Origin of the sequence: Actinomadura madurae, assembly GCF_047130825.1 — a bacterium.
GTDB lineage: Bacteria > Actinomycetota > Actinomycetes > Streptosporangiales > Streptosporangiaceae > Spirillospora > Spirillospora madurae.
Genome location: NZ_CP083237.1, coordinates 4,650,355 through 4,666,797 on the forward strand (window position 1 = coordinate 4,650,355; position 16,443 = coordinate 4,666,797).

The window sequence follows — 16,443 nt, forward strand, 5'->3', positions numbered from 1 at the left end:
TGTAGAGCTCGGGAAGGACGACGTGCCGGGCGCCGGCGGCACGGGGCCCGGCGTGCCGTCCGAGGAGGCCCGGCAGCAGGCCGAGACGGCCCGCGCGGCGCTGACCGCGCTGCGCGGAGAGGTCGCCAAGACGGTCGTCGGCCAGGATTCCGTGGTGACCGGCCTGGTCATCGCGTTGCTCTGCCGCGGCCACGTGCTGCTGGAGGGCGTCCCCGGCACGGCCAAGACGCTGCTCATCAAGACGCTGTCGCGGGCGCTGGACCTGGACTTCAAGCGGGTCCAGTTCACCCCCGACCTGATGCCGGGCGACGTGACCGGGTCGCTGGTCTACGACAACCGGACCGTGGAGTTCGAGTTCCGCGAGGGCCCGGTCTTCACCAACCTCCTGCTGGCCGACGAGATCAACCGGACGCCGCCGAAGACCCAGGCGTCCCTCCTGGAGGCCATGGAGGAGCGGCAGGTCTCCGTGGAGGGCTCCGCGCGCCCCCTGCCCGACCCGTTCGTCGTCTGCGCGACCCAGAACCCGATCGAGTACGAGGGCACCTATCCGCTGCCCGAGGCGCAGCTCGACCGGTTCCTGGTCAAGCTGACCGTGCCCGTCCCCACGCGGGACGAGGAGATCTCCATGCTCCAGCGGCACGCGGCCGGGTTCGACCCGCGCGACCTGTCGGAGGTGAAGGCGGTGGCGGGCGCCGACGAGCTGGCCGCCGGCCGGGCCTCGGTGCGGTCCGTGCACCTCGATCCCAAGGTCGCCGCCTACGTGGTCGACCTGTGCAGGGCGACGCGGCAGTCCCCGTCGCTCCAGCTCGGCGTGTCGCCGCGCGGCGCGACGGCGCTGCTGGCCACCTCGCGCGCCTGGGCGTGGCTGTCGGGCCGCGACTACGTCACGCCGGACGATGTGAAGGCGCTGGCCAGGCCGACGCTGCGGCACCGCGTCCAGCTGCGTCCCGAGGCGGAGCTGGAGGGCGCGACGGCCGACGGCGTGCTGGAGGGCATCCTCGCCCACGTCCCCGCCCCGCGCTGATGGCGCTGACCGGACGCCTGGGGCTGCTGGCCCTGCTCGGCGCGATCGTCCCGTTGTTCGCGCCGAGCTGGTGGACGCTGTTCGCGGTGTGGGGCGTCCTGCTGCTCGGCGTCGTCGCCGACCTGACCATGGCCGGGAACGTGCGGGCCCTGCGGTTCCACCGCGCCGGCGACACCAACGTGCGCCTGGGCGAGACCGCCACGGTGTCGCTGATCGTGGAGAACCTCGGGCGGCGGCGCCTCAAGGCCCGCCTGCGGGACGTGTGGCCGCCCAGCGCGGGCGCCGCGCCCCGCACGGTCAAGGTGAACGTGCCCGCCGGCGAGCGGCGCCGCGTCGAGATGACCTTGACGCCGACCCGCCGCGGCGACCGGAAGGCGGTCACCGTCGTCGTCCGCTCCGTCGGGCCGCTCGGGCTGGCCGCCCGGCAGCTCTCCCGCAAGGCGCCCTGGACGGTCCGCGCCCTGCCCGCGTTCCCGTCCCGCCGCCACCTCCCGGCCAAGCTCGCCCGGCTGCGCGAGCTGACCGGCGCGCACGTGGCGCTGATCCGCGGGCAGGGCACCGAGTTCGACTCCCTGCGCGAGTACGTGGACGGCGACGACGTCCGCTCCATCGACTGGCGGGCCACGGCGCGCCGCCACGACGTGGTGGTCCGGACGTGGCGCCCCGAGCGCGACCGGCGGATCTACATGGTGCTCGACACCGGCCGCACGTCCGCGGGCCGCGTCGGCGACATCCCCCGGCTCGACTGCTCGATGGACGCCGCGCTGCTGCTCGGCGCCCTCGCGTCCCGCGCCGGCGACCGCGTCGACCTGCTCGCCTACGACCGGCGCGTCCGCACCCGCGTCGAGGGCGCGTCCCGCACGGACCTGCTGCCCTCGCTGGTCCACGCCCTCGCGCCGCTGGAGCCGGAGCTCCTCGAATTCGACGCCGCCGGGATGGTGTCGACGCTGCTGGCGCGCGTCCGCCAGCGCTGCCTGGTCGTGCTGCTCACCGAGCTGAACACGGCCGCGATCGAGGAGGGCCTGCTGCCCCTGCTCCCGCAGCTCACCGCCCGCCACCTCGTCATGATCGCCGCGGTGTCGGACCCGCGGGTCGGCGAGATGGCCGGGAGCCGCGGCGACCTGGCCGCCGTCTACGACGCGGCCGCCGCCGAACGCGCCCGCGCCGAACGCCGCCGCCTCACGGCGGAACTACGCGGCCACGGCGTAGAGGTGGTGGACGCCCCACCGGAAGAAATAGCCCCCGCCCTAGCAGACGCCTACCTGGCCCTAAAAGCCGCCGGCCGCCTGTAGCCCGTCGTAGGCGTCAACACCTCATGCCGTCACCGGCTGTTGGTCGGGGCGGAGGTCGGCGTCGCCGGTCTCGCCGGCGCGGACGGCGCGGCGGCCGAGGACGATCACGTAGGTGAGGAAGGCGGCCTCGGCGACGACGCCGATGGTGATGCGCAGCCAGGTGGTGTGCACCCAGCCGGTCACGAAGCCCTCGATGAGGCCGGAGACGAGCAGGACGGCGACGAGGCCGATGGCGATGCTGACCGCGGCGCGGCCTTCCTCGGCGAGGGCCTGGCCGCGGCGCCGCGGCCCGGGGTCGATGATCGTCCAGCCGAGTTTGAGGCCGCCGGCGCAGGCGAGGTAGACGGCGGTCAGCTCCAGCAGGCCGTGCGGGAGGATCAGGCCGAAGAACACGTCGCCCTTGCCGTAGGCGAACATCAGGCCGCCGATGAGGCCGAGGTTGAGCTGGTTCAGCAGCAGGACGTACACGGTGGGGATGCCGAGCAGGATCCCGAAGATCAGCGCGATCGCGGAGACCCAGGCGTTGTTGGTCCACACCTGGAACGCGAACGACGACGCCGAATGCTCGGTGTAGTAGTTCGCGAAGTCGTGCTCGACGAGCTCGCGGATCTCGGCCGGGGTGCCGACGCTGGCCTGCACCTCCGGGCTGTGCACGACCCAGATGGCCAGGGCCAGCGCGACCAGGTTGCCGAGGACGGCGTTGCCGAGCCACCACCACCGCATCCGGTAGGCGGTCGCGGGGAACGACACGGTCGCGAAGCGGCGGACGTCCCGCCAGAGCGGGGCCTGCGCGCCGGCCACGGCGGCCCTGCCCCGCGCCACGAGCGACGAGAGGCGGCTCAGCAGCTGCGGGTCGGGCGAGCTGGACCGGACGACCGACAGGTGCGTCGCCGTCCGCTGGTAGAGCTCGACCAGTTCGTCGGCTTCCGCGCCGCTCAGCCTGCGGCTGTGGTTGATGAGCCACTCCAGGCGCTGCCATTCGGCGTTGTGCGCGGCCACGTAGGCGTCGACGTCCACCCCGGGGAGACTAACGCCTCGGTCCGTAGAACCGGCAAAATGGGTCGTCCACCGGCATTGGAGGCACGGGACATGGCCGAACTCGTCACCGGCGAGGCCGTAGCGCTCGACCTGCGCGTCGCGCGGCTGGCCAGCCGTGGCTGCGCCATCCTGCTCGACCTGCTTTTCCAGGCGGTCCTGCTCAACGTCCTCCTCTACGTCACGCTGATGACGTCGCTCGTCGCGGACGACGCGTGGACGGCCGGGCTGACCATCCTGGTCGTCGCCGCCGTCTTCGTCGGGTACCCGTGCCTCTTCGAGACGCTGACGCGGGGCCGGACGCTCGGGAAGATGGCCCTCGGCCTCCGCGTGGTCGCCGACGACGGCGGGCCGATCCGGTTCCGGCAGGCGCTGCTGCGGGCGCTGGCCGGGGTGGTCGAGTTCTGGATGTTCTACGGCTCGCCGGCGCTGATCACGTCGTTCTGCAACCGGCGCGGCAAGCGGCTCGGCGACCTGTTCGCCGGGACGATCGTCATCCAGGAGCGGGTCCCGGTGTCGATGCTGTACGGGCCGGTCGCCGTGATGCCGCCGCAGCTCGCCTGGTGGGCCCGGACGCTGGAGCTGTCGATGCTGTCGGACGAGCTGGCGATGACGGCGCGGCAGTACCTGTCCCGGTTCTGGGAGCTGCTGCCGGAGGTCCGCGACTCGCTGGGGGAGCGGATCGCGTCGCAGGTCGTCGCGGTGGTGAGCCCGCCTCCGCCGCCGGGGGTGCGGCCCGAGATCCTGCTGTCGGCCGTGCTCGCCGAGCGCCGCCACCGGGAGGAGCGGCGGCTGGCCGAGCGGTGGGCGCGGCGGATGCGCCGGTTCGGGCCGCAGGCGTGGGGTGCCGCTCCCGCGCAGGCGCCCGCGATGGCGATGGCCGGGCCCGCGCCGTCGGGGCCGCCGCGGCAGGGCCCGCCGGCCCCGCCGCCGTTCAGCACCCCCGGGCCGGGGCAGCCGCAGTTCCTTCCGCCGTCCGACTACGGCGCGGGGCCCTACCAGAACGTCCTGAACGCGCCCCCGCGGCCCGGCCCCTACCCGATGGGCCCGGCGGGTGCCCCGACGCCGCAGGGGCCGTATCAGGGCTACTGAGGCGTCAGCTCGGGAGCGACCGGAGCTTCTCGGTCAGGGTGGGGCGCAGCTTCTTCATGCACAGCACCGGCTTGAAGGCGCCCTTGCTGGTCATGAAGTGGGTGGCCTCGGCCGGGCATTCGCGCTCGGCCGTCACCCGTCCGACGACCTTGGCGACGGCCTGGCCGGACCCGCACTCGGCCTTGTCCAGGTCGCCGATGGTGAACGAGGGGTCCTCGATGCAGTCGCCGGGCGACAGGACGCCGCCTCCCGGGCCGAGGCACAGCACGGGCCGGGCGATGTTCCCGCCGCCGAAGGAGCGCAGCCTCATGGCCTCCAGCGTCTGGGACGGGCACGACTTCTCGCCGTCGACGCGGGCGATCACCTTGCCGTACCAGTCGTCCTCGGAGCACGGCTGCTCCTTGCCGAAGCCGATGGAGCCGCTGCTCACGCAGTCGCCGACCGACAGGAAGGCGCCGCCCGCGCCGGGGTCGCCCGGGTGGGGTCCCTTGAGGTTGCGGACGCAGGCCTCGTAGTACCGCTTGCCGTCCTTCTTCTCGCGGACGTTCGTGACGCCGTCCGTCCCGGCCGGGCAGTCGGGCTCGGCGCGGGTGCCGTAGCCGAAGCCCGAGGCCTCCCCCTTGTCGGTGATCTTCACGACCCTGGCCTTCGCTCCGGCGTCGTCGCAGCTCACGCGGAGGCTGGCCGGGATGCGGTCACTCCCCTCCGACCCGAAGCCGGTGTCGACGCACTGCCCGGCCTTCACCGGCCCGCTCGGGTCGCCGCCCGGCAGGAGCATCACGACGACGAGGCCGCCGAGCATGAGGGCGCCCGCGGCGGCCACCGCGACCCACACCAGCGGCGAAGGCCTCTTGGGGGCCGGGACGGGCCCGGGCGGGCCGTAGGCCGCGTGCCCGCCGGGCGGCGGGACCGCGGGGCCCGGCGGAGGTGCGGGGTTCCCTGGCCGGCCTTGACCGTCCGGTACCTGTCCGTACACCGCCCGCCTCCCCTTTGATCTCGAAGCGGGATGAAGATACCAACCGCCTAGGACGGCGTCAGCTAAGGAAGCCGGGAGGCGATTCCAGGTCGGTCAGCTCGATCCCCGGCGCGGCCAGGACGACGTCGCCGGCGAGGTGGACCGTCTCGACCTCGCCCGTGGACAGGTCGGTGACCTCGTACTCCGAGACCCGCAGCGGCTCGGTCTCGGTCTCGTGGGAGGACGTCCCGGCGAGCCGCCAGCGCCACGTGGCGGTCAGCGCCGCCAGCGCCGTCCCGCTCAGCCGGACGAGTCGGACGTCGGCCTGCTCGTTCTCGCCGAGGTCGAGGGAGCGGGCGACGGCGACGAGGAACCCGGGCGAGTCGGAGACGAACCCGGCCGCGCGCTCGCCGTGCTCGGTGCCCGTCTCCCCGGCCGCCCGCACCCAGGCCAGCTCGGGACCGGTGACGCCGCCCCGCAGCCACCACTCCGGCGTGACCAGCTCGACGCGGATCTGGCGCCAGCGCGCGTCCACGACCAGGTCCAGGCGGACGCCGTCGGACCGCGTGGAGGTGTAGCGCCACCCGCCGGGGCCGGGCGCGCACCGGAAGCGCTCCTCCAGTTCCCCGTCCAGGTGCAGGTACGTGCCGGAGGGCATCAGGATCCGAGACGCCAGGAGTGCAGGTAGTCCTCCTGGTCCGGGGTGAGCCGGTCGATGGAGATGGACATCGAGGCCAGCTTGAGCCGCGCCACCTCCGTGTCGATCTCCTTGGGCACGTCGTGGACGGCCGGGGACAGCGTCGCGTGCGCGGTCGCGAGCCACGCGCAGGTGAGCGCCTGGTCGGCGAACGACATGTCCATCACCGCCGCCGGGTGCCCCTCCGCGGCGGCCAGGTTGACCAGCCGCCCCTCGGCGAGCAGGACGAGGCGCCGGCCGTCGGCCAGGACGTACTCGTCGGTCTGCGGGCGCACCCCGCGGTGCACCTCGACGGCCATGTCGCCGAGCGCCCGCACGTCGATCTCGACGTCGAAGTGCCCGGAGTTCGCGAGGATCGCGCCGTCCTTCATCACGGCGAGGTGGTCGCCGTTCACCACGTCGCGGTTGCCGGTCACCGTGATGAAGACGTCGCCCTCCGCCGCGGCCTCCGCCATCGGCTGCACGGCGAAGCCCTGCAACGCCGCGTCGAGTGCCTTCACGGGGTCGATCTCGGTGACGACCACCCGCGCCCCCAGTCCGCGGGCCCGCTCGGCGAGGCCGCGCCCGCAGTACCCGAACCCCGCGATCACGATGGTCTTCCCGGCGAGCAGCGTGTTCGTGGCCCGGACGATGCCGTCCAGCGTCGACTGGCCGGTCCCGTACCGGTTGTCGAACATGTGCTTGGTGTCGGTGTCGTTCACCGCGACCATCGGGAACTTCAGCGCGCCCTCCAGAGCCATCTGGTGCAGCCGGATGACGCCCGTCGTCGTCTGCTCGCAGCCCGCCTTCACCGTGCCGAGCAAGTCCGTCCGGTCGATGTGCAGCGTGTTGACCAGGTCGCAGCCGTCGTCCAGGACGAGGTCCGGCCCGGTCTCCAGCGCCTGGTGGATGTGCGCGTAGTACCCCTCGCGATCGGTGCCCGCCCGCGCGAAGACCTCCGCCCCGTACTCCCGCACCAGCGCCGCGGCGGTGTCGTCCTGCGTGGACAGCGGGTTGGACGCCGCGAGCGCCACGCTCGCCCCGCCCGCCTGGAGGGTGCGGATGAGCCCGGCGGTCTCGGTCGTGATGTGCATGCACGCCGCGACCTTCAGCCCGTCCAGCGGGCGCTCGGCGGCGAACCGCTCCCGCACCTGCCGCAGCACGGGCATGCTCCGATCGGCCCACTCGATCCGCTTGACGCCCTCATACGCCAGCGAGACATCCGCGATATCGCTCATCACACCCCCAAAAGCAGCTGCCGGACGGACCGAAACCCGCCCGGCAGCTTAGCCACGCCCACTCTCCCCCAACCACCGCCGTCAAGGCCCGGAGGAGGAGATGAATCTAGTAACGATAGTGGTCGGGCTTGTACGGCCCCTCGACGTGGACGCCGATGTAGTCGGCCTGCTCCTTGGTGAGCTCGGTGAGCTTGACGCCGAGGGCGTCGAGGTGGAGGCGGGCGACCTTCTCGTCCAGGTGCTTCGGAAGGACGTACACGCCGATCGGGTACTCGTCGGTCTTGGTGAAGAGCTCGATCTGCGCGATCACCTGGTTGGTGAAGGAGTTCGACATCACGAAGGACGGGTGGCCGGTGGCGCAGCCGAGGTTCATCAGGCGGCCCTCGGCGAGCACGATGATGGAGTGGCCGTCGGTGAAGCGCCACTCGTGCACCTGCGGCTTGATCTCGATCTTCTCGATGCCCGGGGTCTTCGCGAGGCCGGCCATGTCGATCTCGTTGTCGAAGTGCCCGATGTTGGACACGATCGCCTGGTGCTTCATCCGGGCCATGTGGTCGGCCGTGATGATGTTGAAGTTGCCGGTGGTCGTGACGAAGATGTCGGCCTTGTCGACGACCTCGTCCAGGGTGGTGACCTGGAAGCCGTCCATGGCGGCCTGCAGCGCGCAGATCGGGTCGATCTCGGTGACGACGACGCGGGCGCCCTGGCCGCGCAGCGCGTCGGCGCAGCCCTTGCCGACGTCGCCGTAGCCGCAGACGACGGCGACCTTGCCGCCGATGAGGACGTCGGTGGCGCGGTTGAGACCGTCGATGACGGAGTGGCGGCAGCCGTACTTGTTGTCGAACTTCGACTTGGTGACCGAGTCGTTGACGTTGATCGCCGGGAAGGCGAGGGTGCCGGCCTTCGCCATCTCGTACAGGCGGTGGACGCCGGTGGTGGTCTCCTCGGTGACGCCCTTGATCCCGGTGGCGGTCTCGGTCCAGCGGCCGGGCTTGTCGGCGATGGTGCGGCGGAGGGTGTCGAGGATGATGCCCCACTCCTCGGGGTCGTCCTCGGTGGCCGCCGGGACGGCGCCCGCCTTCTCGTACTCGGCGCCCTTGTGGACGAGGAGGGTCGCGTCGCCGCCGTCGTCCAGGATCATGTTCGGGCCGGCGCCATCCGGCCACTGAAGGGCCTGGTCGGTGCACCACCAGTACTCTTCGAGCGTCTCGCCCTTCCAGGCGAACACCGGGACGCCCTGCGGGTCGTCCTTCGTGCCGTCCTTGCCGACGACGACCGCCGCGGCGGCGTGGTCCTGCGTGGAGAAGATGTTGCAGGACACCCAGCGGACGTCGGCGCCCAGCTCGACCAGCGTCTCGATGAGCACGGCCGTCTGGATCGTCATGTGCAGCGAGCCCATGATCTTGGCGCCGCGCAGCGGCTTGGCGGCGGAGTACTCCTCGCGCACCGCCATCAGGCCCGGCATCTCGTGCTCGGCGAGCCGGATCTCCCGGCGCCCGAAGTCGGCCAGCGACAGGTCGGCGACCTTGTAGTCCATGCTTTCGTTGCTCCCTTGGTCGTGTGCGCGCTGTCGTACGCGAGGGCTTGACGCGTGTGCCCTGACGTGTGTGCGAGGCGGCGTCAACGCCGCGAGTCTACGGGCGGCGGGCACCTCGAAGCACGGTCGGAGGCGACTTTCTCACACAAATTTGTCAGAATTGCCGTATGCGCATCACGGAGGCCGCCCGGCGGCTCGGCACCTCGCCCCGCATGCTCCGCTACCGCGAGGCCCTCGGGCTGCTGCCCGCCACCCGGGACGCGTCGTTCACCAGGAGCGGAGGAGGCCACCGCCGGTTCGGGGACGCCGAGCTGCGCGCCGTGGCGCTCGCCCTCGCACTGGAGAAGCGCTACGACATCGGCCCGGCAGAGCTGGCGTTCGGGCTGCGCGTCCTGGCCGAGCCGCAGGTGCAGGCGCACGTCCGCGAACTGGGGGAACGCATCGGGCGGCTGTCCGCGCCGCCCACCCGCGCCCTCGACTTCGAGAAGGAGAAGGCGATGCGCCTTCTCCGCCGCCGGTAGCCACTACGATCCCGGCCGTAACCGGAGGAGGCGGCACAGTGCGTTCCATCGTCTACGGCGTGCTCGGCATCGTCATCGGCATCGGCCTCTTCGTGGGCGGCGTCGCATCGAGCGGCGACCGCGACGTCAAGTGCGGGAGCCGGACGATGTCGCCGGGCGACACGTGCACGACGATCCGCGACGGCCGCGCGACCAACCGCTCCTACGACGTGCAGAAGTCGAAGAACGGCCGCGAGAACGTCATCATGATGATCGTCGGGCCGATCGTGGCGATCGGCGGGGTGGTGTTCATCGCCGGCGCGTCCACCGGGCCCCGCCACCGTGCCACCCCGCACGGGACCGGCCCCGGGCGGCCCGCCGCGTACCCGCCGGCGCCGGCGTACCCGCCCGCGCAGCCCGCCGCACAGCCCGTGTATCCGCCCGCGCAGCCCGGATACCCGCCGCCCGCGCAGCCGTATCCGCCGCAGCCGCCCGGCGGGTACCCGCCCTACCGCGGCTAGCCCGCGGCGTTCTCGCCGGGAACGACCACCCCGGACTCGTACGCCAGCATCACCGCCTGCGCCCGGTCGCGCAGGCCGAGCTTGGTGAAGACGCGTGCGACGTGCGTCTTCACGGTGTGCTCGCTGACGACGAGCCGCTCGGCGATCTCCCCGTTGGACAGACCGCCCGCGATCAGCACGAGCACCTCGGTCTCCCGCGCGGTCAGCGTGGCGAGCTCCGACGGCGCCTGCGGCCGGTTGCGCCGCTGCTTGGTGAACTCGCGGATGAGCCGCCCGGTCACCTGCGGCGCCAGCAGCGAGTCGCCGCGCGCCACCACCCGGACCGCGGACACCAGCTCGTCGGCCGTCGCGTCCTTCAGCAGGAAGCCGCTCGCTCCGACGGCGAGCGCCTCGTAGACGTACTCGTCGACGTCGAACGTCGTCAGCACCAGCACCCGGACACCCTCCGCGCCGGGCAGCGCGAGGATGCGGCGGGTGGCCTCGATGCCGTCCATGCCGGGCATCCGGATGTCCATGACGACGACGTCGGGACGGCTCCGCTCGGCGATCCGGACGGCCTCGCGCCCGTCGCCGGCCTCGCCGATCACGCTGATGTCGTCCTGCGCGTCGAGCAGGGCGGCGAACCCGGCCCGCACGATCGTCTGGTCGTCGACGATCAGCACGTTGATCACCGGGGCCGCCCCGCGGGCTCGTGGAGGAGGCGTCCGCCCGGGTGGGCGGCCGGATCAGCGGCCGGGGGGCGCCTGCGAACCGTGTCCACGGATGGAATTCCCCTCCCTCGTCAGCGGAAGCTCGGCCTCCACCAGGAACCCGCCCTCGGTGGCGGGGCCGGCGGAGAACCGCCCGCCCAGCATCGTCGCACGTTCTCGCATCCCCACGAGGCCGTGTCCGCCACCGGACTCCGGCGACTCCAGGCGGGTGCGTCCGGCGTCCACGGAGGTCGGGCCCGCGGGGTCCAGTATCGCTGTACGGGAACCGGGATCCTGCCGGTTCAGGACCTGGGTGGGCGCGGACGCGCCGTCGTCCCGGACGCGGACCGCGAGCCGGTCCGGCAGGAAGGTCAGGTCGACGCGGACGCCGGCGCCGGGCGCGTGCCGCCGCGCGTTGGTCAGCGCCTCCTGCACGATCCGGTACGCCGACAGCTCGACCGTCGCGGACAGGTCGCGCGGGTCGCCGTGCACGGCGAGGTCGACATGGCCGCCGGCGCCGCGGTGCTGGTCGATGAGGTCGGGCAGCCGGTCCAGGCGCGGCTGCGGCGAGTTGGCCGCCTCCGGTTCGGGCTTGGCGTCGGCGCGCAGCACCGACAGCAGCCGGCGCATCTCCACCAGCGCCTCCCGGGCCGTCTTGGCGATCTCGGTGTAGCCGGCGCGGGCCTCGGGCGACAGGTTCTCCATCGTGTACGGGGCGGTCTCCGCCTGCACGGCGATCATGGAGACGGAGTGCGCGACGACGTCGTGCAGCTCGCGGGCGATGCGGGCGCGCTCCCGCATCACGGCCTGCTCCCGCTGGACGGTGTTGAGCCGGGTGAGGGTCTCGTTGGTGCGTTCGGCGGCCTCCGCCTCCGTCCGCCCGGCGGTCTCGACGACGCGCCGCGCGTCCCCGAGCCCGATGGCGGCGAGGACGGCGACGATCGGGGCGGGCCACGGGACGTCGTCGAGCGTCCCGGCGGCGAGGTACACCACCGCGATGGTGGCGACGCTGCCGACCGCGAGGACGCCGGTCGACTGCCGGGGCAGCTGCCGTCCCAGCGCGTACAGCGTGTAGAGGGCGGCGAAGCCGGTGGTGACGAGGAGGATCTGCCCGGTCAGCAGGCTCGCCGCGAACGCGCTGAGCACGACCGCCGCGACCGGCCGCAGGTTCTCCCGGCGCCAGACGAGCGGGAGCGTCGCCGCGACCGCGAACCCGCCGGCGAGGCTGAGCGGCGTGTCGACGCGCGGCGCCAGCTCCGCCAGCGCCGCGATCGTCAGGGCGAGCCCGGTCAGCGGGGCGAAGTACCAGGAGCCGGCGACCTCCCTCCAGGCGTTGATCCACCGGGGCAGCGGCGCCGTCGCCCCCGCCGGGGCGGGCGGCGCTCCGGGCATGCCCGGGGCCGGCCGGCGTCCCGCCGAGCCGTTCAGCCGCGCGCCGAGCTTGACCGCGAGCGGGCGCAGCAGGGTGCCGATGCCGGTGAGTATCCAGAGGAGGAGTTGCCCGACGCCCGCGACGATCCGGCCGGACAGCCGCCACGCGTGGTGCGCGACGGCTGGGCCGAACCCCGCGGGGTCGGGTCCGGTCCGGGCCTTGTCATCGGTGCTCACCCCTCAATACTGACCGCTGAGGCGGGCGGACACCTCACCGTGCGGATGTATGCGGGTGACGGGGATCCACCTGGAGTACCACCCGTGATCCCTCCTTGAGGGGGACGTGCCGGAGAGCACCGCGAACGTAGTGTCTTACTCGTGACCGCGACGGTGGTCGCCGCCGACGTAGGGGGTTCGGCGGGACCGCCGCGGTCACACCAGAACCGCCCGGTTTTCAGGGGTCCGGGCGGGGAGGCATGGGAAAGCACCTCGCCGGACGGCCGCGGTCCGCCTCCTCGGAGGCACTCGCCGGTCTCGCCTGGGCTGGGGTCGGCCGGCACTTCCGCGGTCGCCCGGCGAGGGGTCCCGTGCCGATGACAGGCCCGTCGATGACAGGCCCGCCGGCGGCGGGCCCAGCCGATGACCGGGCCCGCAGGGAACCGGCCCGCCTAGGACGAGGGCGGCGCGTCCGGGGTCACGACCGCGTCTCCACCCGAACCCCCGTCCGTTCCGGTGTCCGCGCCCGCATCCGCGTCCGCTCCGGTGTCCGCGTCCCCGTCCGGGGTCGCGCCGCCGTCCGCGGCGCCCGCACCGGACGGCTCGTCGAGCGCCGGCTCCAGGTAGATGAGCTTCGCCACCGGGAACTGCTCCCGGATCCTCGCCTCCGCGGCGTCGATGCCGCGGGCCACCTCGGCCGCCGTGTCGTCGTGGTGGACGGCGATCTTCGCGGCGATGAGCAGCGCGTCCGGGCCGATGTACTCGGTCCTGATGTGGATGAGCCGGGCGACCTCGTCGACCGACTCCAGCGCGGTGACGATCCGCCGCTCGGTCTGCGGGTCGACGCCCTCGCCGATCAGCAGGCTCTTGGTCTCGATCGCCAGGATCGTCGCGACCACGCCGAGCAGCAGGCCGATCGCCACGGTGCCGACGCCGTCCCAGACGCCGTCGCCGGTGACCACGGCCGCCGTCACGCCGAAGAGGGCCAGGAACAGGCCGACGAGGGCGGCGAGGTCCTCCAGCAGCACGACGGGGAGTTCGGGCGCCTTGGCATGGCGGATGAACGACCACCACGACTGCTCGCCGCGGACCGCGTTCGACTCCTGGATCGCGGTGCGGAACGAGAACGTCTCCAGCACGATCGCGACGATCAGCACGCCGAACGCCCAGGCCGGGGCCTTGACCTCCTCCGGGTGGGAGATCTTGTGGTAGCCCTCGTACAGCGAGAACGCCGCACCGACCGTGAACAGGACGACCGCGACGACGAACGCGTAGAAGTAGCGTTCGCGGCCGTAGCCGAACGGGTGCTCCGGCGTCCGGTCCCGTTCGGACCGTTTGCGGCCGATCAACAGCAGGGCCTGGTTGCCCGAGTCGGCGACCGAGTGAATCGACTCGGCCAGCATGGACGACGAACCCGTGAACGCGAACGCGACGGCCTTCGACACCGCGATCCCGAGGTTGGCGGCCAGCGCGGCGACGATGGCCTTCGTTCCACCCTCAGCACTCATCTACGCAATCCTCGCTTTGAGCTCTTCGATGGCAGGCACGGGCGTCGGATCCACGCCCAGCGCGATAGCCAAGTAAACCGTGACATAGTCGGCCAACGCGATCAGAGTCGCGATTCTCTCCAGCGGGTGGGTCCCCTCGGCCCGCAGCTCGGTGACCGCGACGCCCCGGTCGCGGGCCATCATGGCGGACGCGTCGCACCGCCTGCGCACCCGCGGATGCTCTTCCACGTCCCGCAGGACGACGAGGTGCAGGCCGTGCTCGGGGTCGTCGACACGGTCGCGGAAGAAGTCATCGGGGTCGGACAGGTCGGACGAGGACCCGGCCCGCGCGAAGAACCCGTCGAACGCCATCACCTGGTCGTGGCCCGTCTCCGGGACCTCGCCGAGGACGGCCGGGTACTTGGCGTTCGCGTTCAGCTGGCCGCACAGCCGGGAGGCCGCGGCGCCCGCCACGGCGGACGAGCCCCACACCATCGGCACGTCGCCCGCCAGATCGAGCGCGATCCGCTTGGCCGGGTTGACGAACGGCTCGCTGGACGGCCGGCACCGGTGCGCGACGTCCTCCAGCAGCCCGGCCGTGGACTCCAGCACTGCGTCGGGGACGTCCACCAGGCGCAGGGTCCGGGCGGCGAGGACGAGCGGGACGGTCAGGCCCCACAGCGTCGAGCGGGGCTGCCCCGCCGACCGGACGGGGACGAAGACCCCGCGGCTCTGGCCGGCCAGGGCGGCGAGCGGCGAGTCCGCCGCGCCGACGAACAGGAGCCGGCATCCGCGGCGGGCCGCCTCCGCGGCGACCTCCAGCGTCTCCTCCGTGCTCCCGGAGCAGGACACCGCGACGACCAGGTCGGCCGCGCCCACCCAGCCGGGCAGCCGGTATCCGCGCACGGTGAACACCGGGACGGCGCAGCCCGCGCCGCACACGGCGGCGAGCACGTCGCCCGAGGCGCCCGACGCGCCCATGCCGGCGACCACGACCGCGCGGGGCCTGCCGTCCTCGGCCAGGCCGGCGATGCCCGCCTCCGCCGCCGCCCGCTGCGCCTCCCTGACCTGGGAGGCCGACGAGGCGACCTGCCGCAGCATCCCGCCGGGGTCGGCGGCCTCGGCCGTCTCCGCGTCCTCAAGGCGCGAAGGGTCGAGGGTGTTCACGAGGCGGGGGTCCTGGCCTCGTCCACGAGGAGAACGGGGATGTCGTCCCGGACGGGGTAGGCGTAGCCGCACGAGCCGGTGCACACCAGCTCGCCGGCCGGCTCGTCGGCCCGCAGGTCGCCGCCGCAGTTGGGGCAGGCGAGGATCTCCAGGAGCCAGGAGTCCAGCTTCATCGTCATGGCAGCGTCACATCTCCCTTGCAGTCGCTTTTCCCTGACCGGGTCAGTTCGCCCTGACCAGGGCCAGGACCTCGTCGCGGATCGCCGCCATCGTGCGCTCGTCGCCGGCCTCCGCGTTGAGGCGCAGCAGCGGTTCGGTGTTGGACGGCCGCAGGTTGAACCACCAGCCGGCGGCCTCGTCGCTCACGGTCAGCCCGTCCAGCTCGTCGATCGCGGCGCCGGGCCGCCCGGCGAAGGCGTCGCGCACCGCGGCGGTGGCCGCGCCCTGGTCGGCGACCTCGCTGTTGATCTCGCCGGACGCGACGTAGCGGGTGTACTCGCCGAGCAGCTCCGACAGCGGGCCGTCCTGCTCCCCGAGGGCGGCGAGGACGTGCAGGGCCGCCAGCATGCCGGAGTCGGCGAACCAGAAGTCGCGGAAGTAGAAGTGCGCGGAGTGCTCGCCGCCGAAGACCGCGCCCGTCTCCGCCATCGTCTGCTTGATGAAGGAGTGCCCGACCCGCGTCCGGACCGGGGTGCCGCCGTGCTCGGCGACGATCTCCGGGACGGCCTTGGACGTGATCAGGTTGTGCACGATCGGGGAGCCGGGGTGCTTGGCCAGCTCCCGCGTCGCGACCAGCGCGGTGATCGCGGACGGGGCGACGATCTCGCCGCGCTCGTCCACGACGAAGCAGCGGTCGGCGTCGCCGTCGAAGGCCAGGCCGATGTCGGCGCCGGTCTCGCGGACCTTGGCCTGCAGGTCGCGCAGGTTCTCCGGCTCGATCGGGTTGGCCTCGTGGTTGGGGAAGGTGCCGTCCAGCTCGAAGTAGAGCGGCACCAGGTCGATCGGCAGGCCCTCGAAGACCGAGGGGACGGTGTGCCCGCCCATGCCGTTGCCCGCGTCGACGACGACCTTGAGCCGGCGGATCGTCGACAGGTCGACCAGGGTCTTCAGGTGCTCGGCGTAGCCCTTGAGGACGTCCCGCTGCGACACGGTGCCGGGCTCCCCGTCGTAGGCGGGGACGCCGTTCTCGATCATCTCGCGGATCTCGGTGAGCCCGGTGTCGCGGCCGACCGGCCGGGCGCCGGACCGGCAGAGCTTGAGCCCGTTGTACCGGGCGGGGTTGTGGCTGGCGGTGAACATCGCGCCGGGGAGGCCGAGGCTGCCGCTGGCGTAGTAGAGCAGGTCGGTGGACCCGAGCCCGGCCTCGATCACGTCCGCGCCCTGGGACGTCGCGCCGCGCGCGAACGCCGCCGCCAGCGGGCCGGACGACGCGCGCATGTCGTGCGCGGTGACGACCGCGTCCGCCTCGGTGACCCGGACGAACGCCGCGCCGGCCGCCTCGGCGACCGCGGGGTCGAGCTCGTCCGGCACGACGCCGCGGATGTCGTACGCCTTGAAGATCGTGGCGAGGTCGCCCACTCCTGCTCCCTGTCCGAAAGACCCCTGCGGAAAACGACGGGTTCACGAGCCTACCGGGAAGGGCG

At 72.9% G+C, this 16,443-nt stretch carries 16 protein-coding genes; 5 read left to right on the top strand and 11 right to left on the bottom strand.

Going from position 1 to position 16,443, the window contains the following annotated elements:
* Positions 1–52: 52 nt before the first annotated feature.
* Together K8Z49_RS20925 and K8Z49_RS20930 are read left to right on the top strand one after the other, a co-directional pair.
* On the top strand, positions 53–1,024 hold the full coding sequence (locus K8Z49_RS20925) for an AAA family ATPase (RefSeq protein WP_235206312.1): 972 nt from the start codon (positions 53–55) through the stop codon (positions 1,022–1,024).
* Complete coding sequence (locus K8Z49_RS20930) at positions 1,024–2,316, top strand: DUF58 domain-containing protein (RefSeq protein ID WP_412520387.1); 1,293 nt, start codon at positions 1,024–1,026, stop codon at positions 2,314–2,316. Before K8Z49_RS20925 ends, K8Z49_RS20930 begins: the two co-directional genes overlap by 1 nt.
* Positions 2,317–2,337: 21 nt before the next feature.
* On the opposite strand, the gene K8Z49_RS20935 is transcribed toward K8Z49_RS20930, so the two are convergent.
* Complete coding sequence (locus tag K8Z49_RS20935; protein ID WP_021598332.1) at positions 2,338–3,333, bottom strand: stage II sporulation protein M; 996 nt, start codon at positions 3,331–3,333, stop codon at positions 2,338–2,340.
* Positions 3,334–3,405: 72 nt separating this feature from the next.
* On the opposite strand from K8Z49_RS20935, the gene K8Z49_RS20940 reads away from it, so the two are divergent.
* Entirely contained in the window at positions 3,406–4,443 is a 1,038-nt protein-coding gene (locus K8Z49_RS20940; protein ID WP_075020727.1) for an RDD family protein, read from the top strand.
* A gap of 4 nt (positions 4,444–4,447) precedes the next feature.
* Here the strand turns inward: K8Z49_RS20940 and K8Z49_RS20945 are convergent, their stop codons facing one another.
* The 4 genes from K8Z49_RS20945 to ahcY (K8Z49_RS20960) form a co-directional block, all read right to left on the bottom strand.
* Positions 4,448–5,419: an LppU/SCO3897 family protein gene (locus K8Z49_RS20945; protein WP_146877296.1), complete on the bottom strand. Its 972-nt coding sequence runs from the start codon at positions 5,417–5,419 to the stop codon at positions 4,448–4,450.
* 58 nt (positions 5,420–5,477) lie between these two features.
* On the bottom strand, positions 5,478–6,056 hold the full coding sequence (locus K8Z49_RS20950) for a hypothetical protein (RefSeq protein ID WP_021595981.1): 579 nt from the start codon (positions 6,054–6,056) through the stop codon (positions 5,478–5,480).
* Positions 6,056–7,312, bottom strand: a complete 1,257-nt coding sequence (gene ahcY / locus K8Z49_RS20955) for an adenosylhomocysteinase (protein ID WP_024934321.1) — start codon at positions 7,310–7,312, stop codon at positions 6,056–6,058. The genes K8Z49_RS20950 and ahcY (K8Z49_RS20955) overlap by 1 nt, the downstream gene beginning before the upstream one ends.
* Positions 7,313–7,418: 106 nt before the next feature.
* The gene (gene ahcY / locus K8Z49_RS20960; protein WP_021595983.1) at positions 7,419–8,849 is read right to left on the bottom strand and encodes an adenosylhomocysteinase; all 1,431 of its coding nucleotides are present in this window, start codon (positions 8,847–8,849) and stop codon (positions 7,419–7,421) included.
* A gap of 167 nt (positions 8,850–9,016) precedes the next feature.
* Between ahcY (K8Z49_RS20960) and K8Z49_RS20965 the strand changes: the two genes are divergently transcribed.
* Both K8Z49_RS20965 and K8Z49_RS20970 read left to right on the top strand, forming a co-directional pair.
* Positions 9,017–9,370, top strand: coding sequence for a MerR family transcriptional regulator (locus tag K8Z49_RS20965; protein ID WP_021595984.1), 354 nt, complete (start codon positions 9,017–9,019; stop codon positions 9,368–9,370).
* Positions 9,371–9,408: 38 nt separating this feature from the next.
* On the top strand, positions 9,409–9,870 hold the full coding sequence (locus K8Z49_RS20970) for a hypothetical protein (RefSeq protein WP_412520391.1): 462 nt from the start codon (positions 9,409–9,411) through the stop codon (positions 9,868–9,870).
* Here K8Z49_RS20970 and K8Z49_RS20975 read toward each other — a convergent pair.
* From K8Z49_RS20975 to K8Z49_RS21000, 6 genes are all read right to left on the bottom strand, one after another.
* Entirely contained in the window at positions 9,867–10,541 is a 675-nt protein-coding gene (locus K8Z49_RS20975; RefSeq protein ID WP_075020724.1) for a response regulator, read from the bottom strand. The genes K8Z49_RS20970 and K8Z49_RS20975 overlap by 4 nt on opposite strands.
* 54 nt (positions 10,542–10,595) lie before the next feature.
* Positions 10,596–12,167: a sensor histidine kinase gene (locus K8Z49_RS20980; RefSeq protein WP_021595987.1), complete on the bottom strand. Its 1,572-nt coding sequence runs from the start codon at positions 12,165–12,167 to the stop codon at positions 10,596–10,598.
* A gap of 431 nt (positions 12,168–12,598) precedes the next feature.
* On the bottom strand, positions 12,599–13,654 hold the full coding sequence (locus K8Z49_RS20985; protein WP_021595988.1) for a cation diffusion facilitator family transporter: 1,056 nt from the start codon (positions 13,652–13,654) through the stop codon (positions 12,599–12,601).
* Complete coding sequence (locus tag K8Z49_RS20990) at positions 13,655–14,800, bottom strand: SIS domain-containing protein (RefSeq protein ID WP_075020723.1); 1,146 nt, start codon at positions 14,798–14,800, stop codon at positions 13,655–13,657.
* Positions 14,797–14,979 carry a Trm112 family protein gene (locus K8Z49_RS20995; protein ID WP_021595990.1) on the bottom strand — a complete coding sequence of 61 codons (183 nt, stop codon included), beginning with the start codon at positions 14,977–14,979 and terminating at the stop codon, positions 14,797–14,799. The genes K8Z49_RS20990 and K8Z49_RS20995 overlap by 4 nt, the downstream gene beginning before the upstream one ends.
* A gap of 43 nt (positions 14,980–15,022) precedes the next feature.
* Positions 15,023–16,378: a phosphomannomutase/phosphoglucomutase gene (locus tag K8Z49_RS21000; protein ID WP_021595991.1), complete on the bottom strand. Its 1,356-nt coding sequence runs from the start codon at positions 16,376–16,378 to the stop codon at positions 15,023–15,025.
* Positions 16,379–16,443 lie beyond the last annotated feature (65 nt).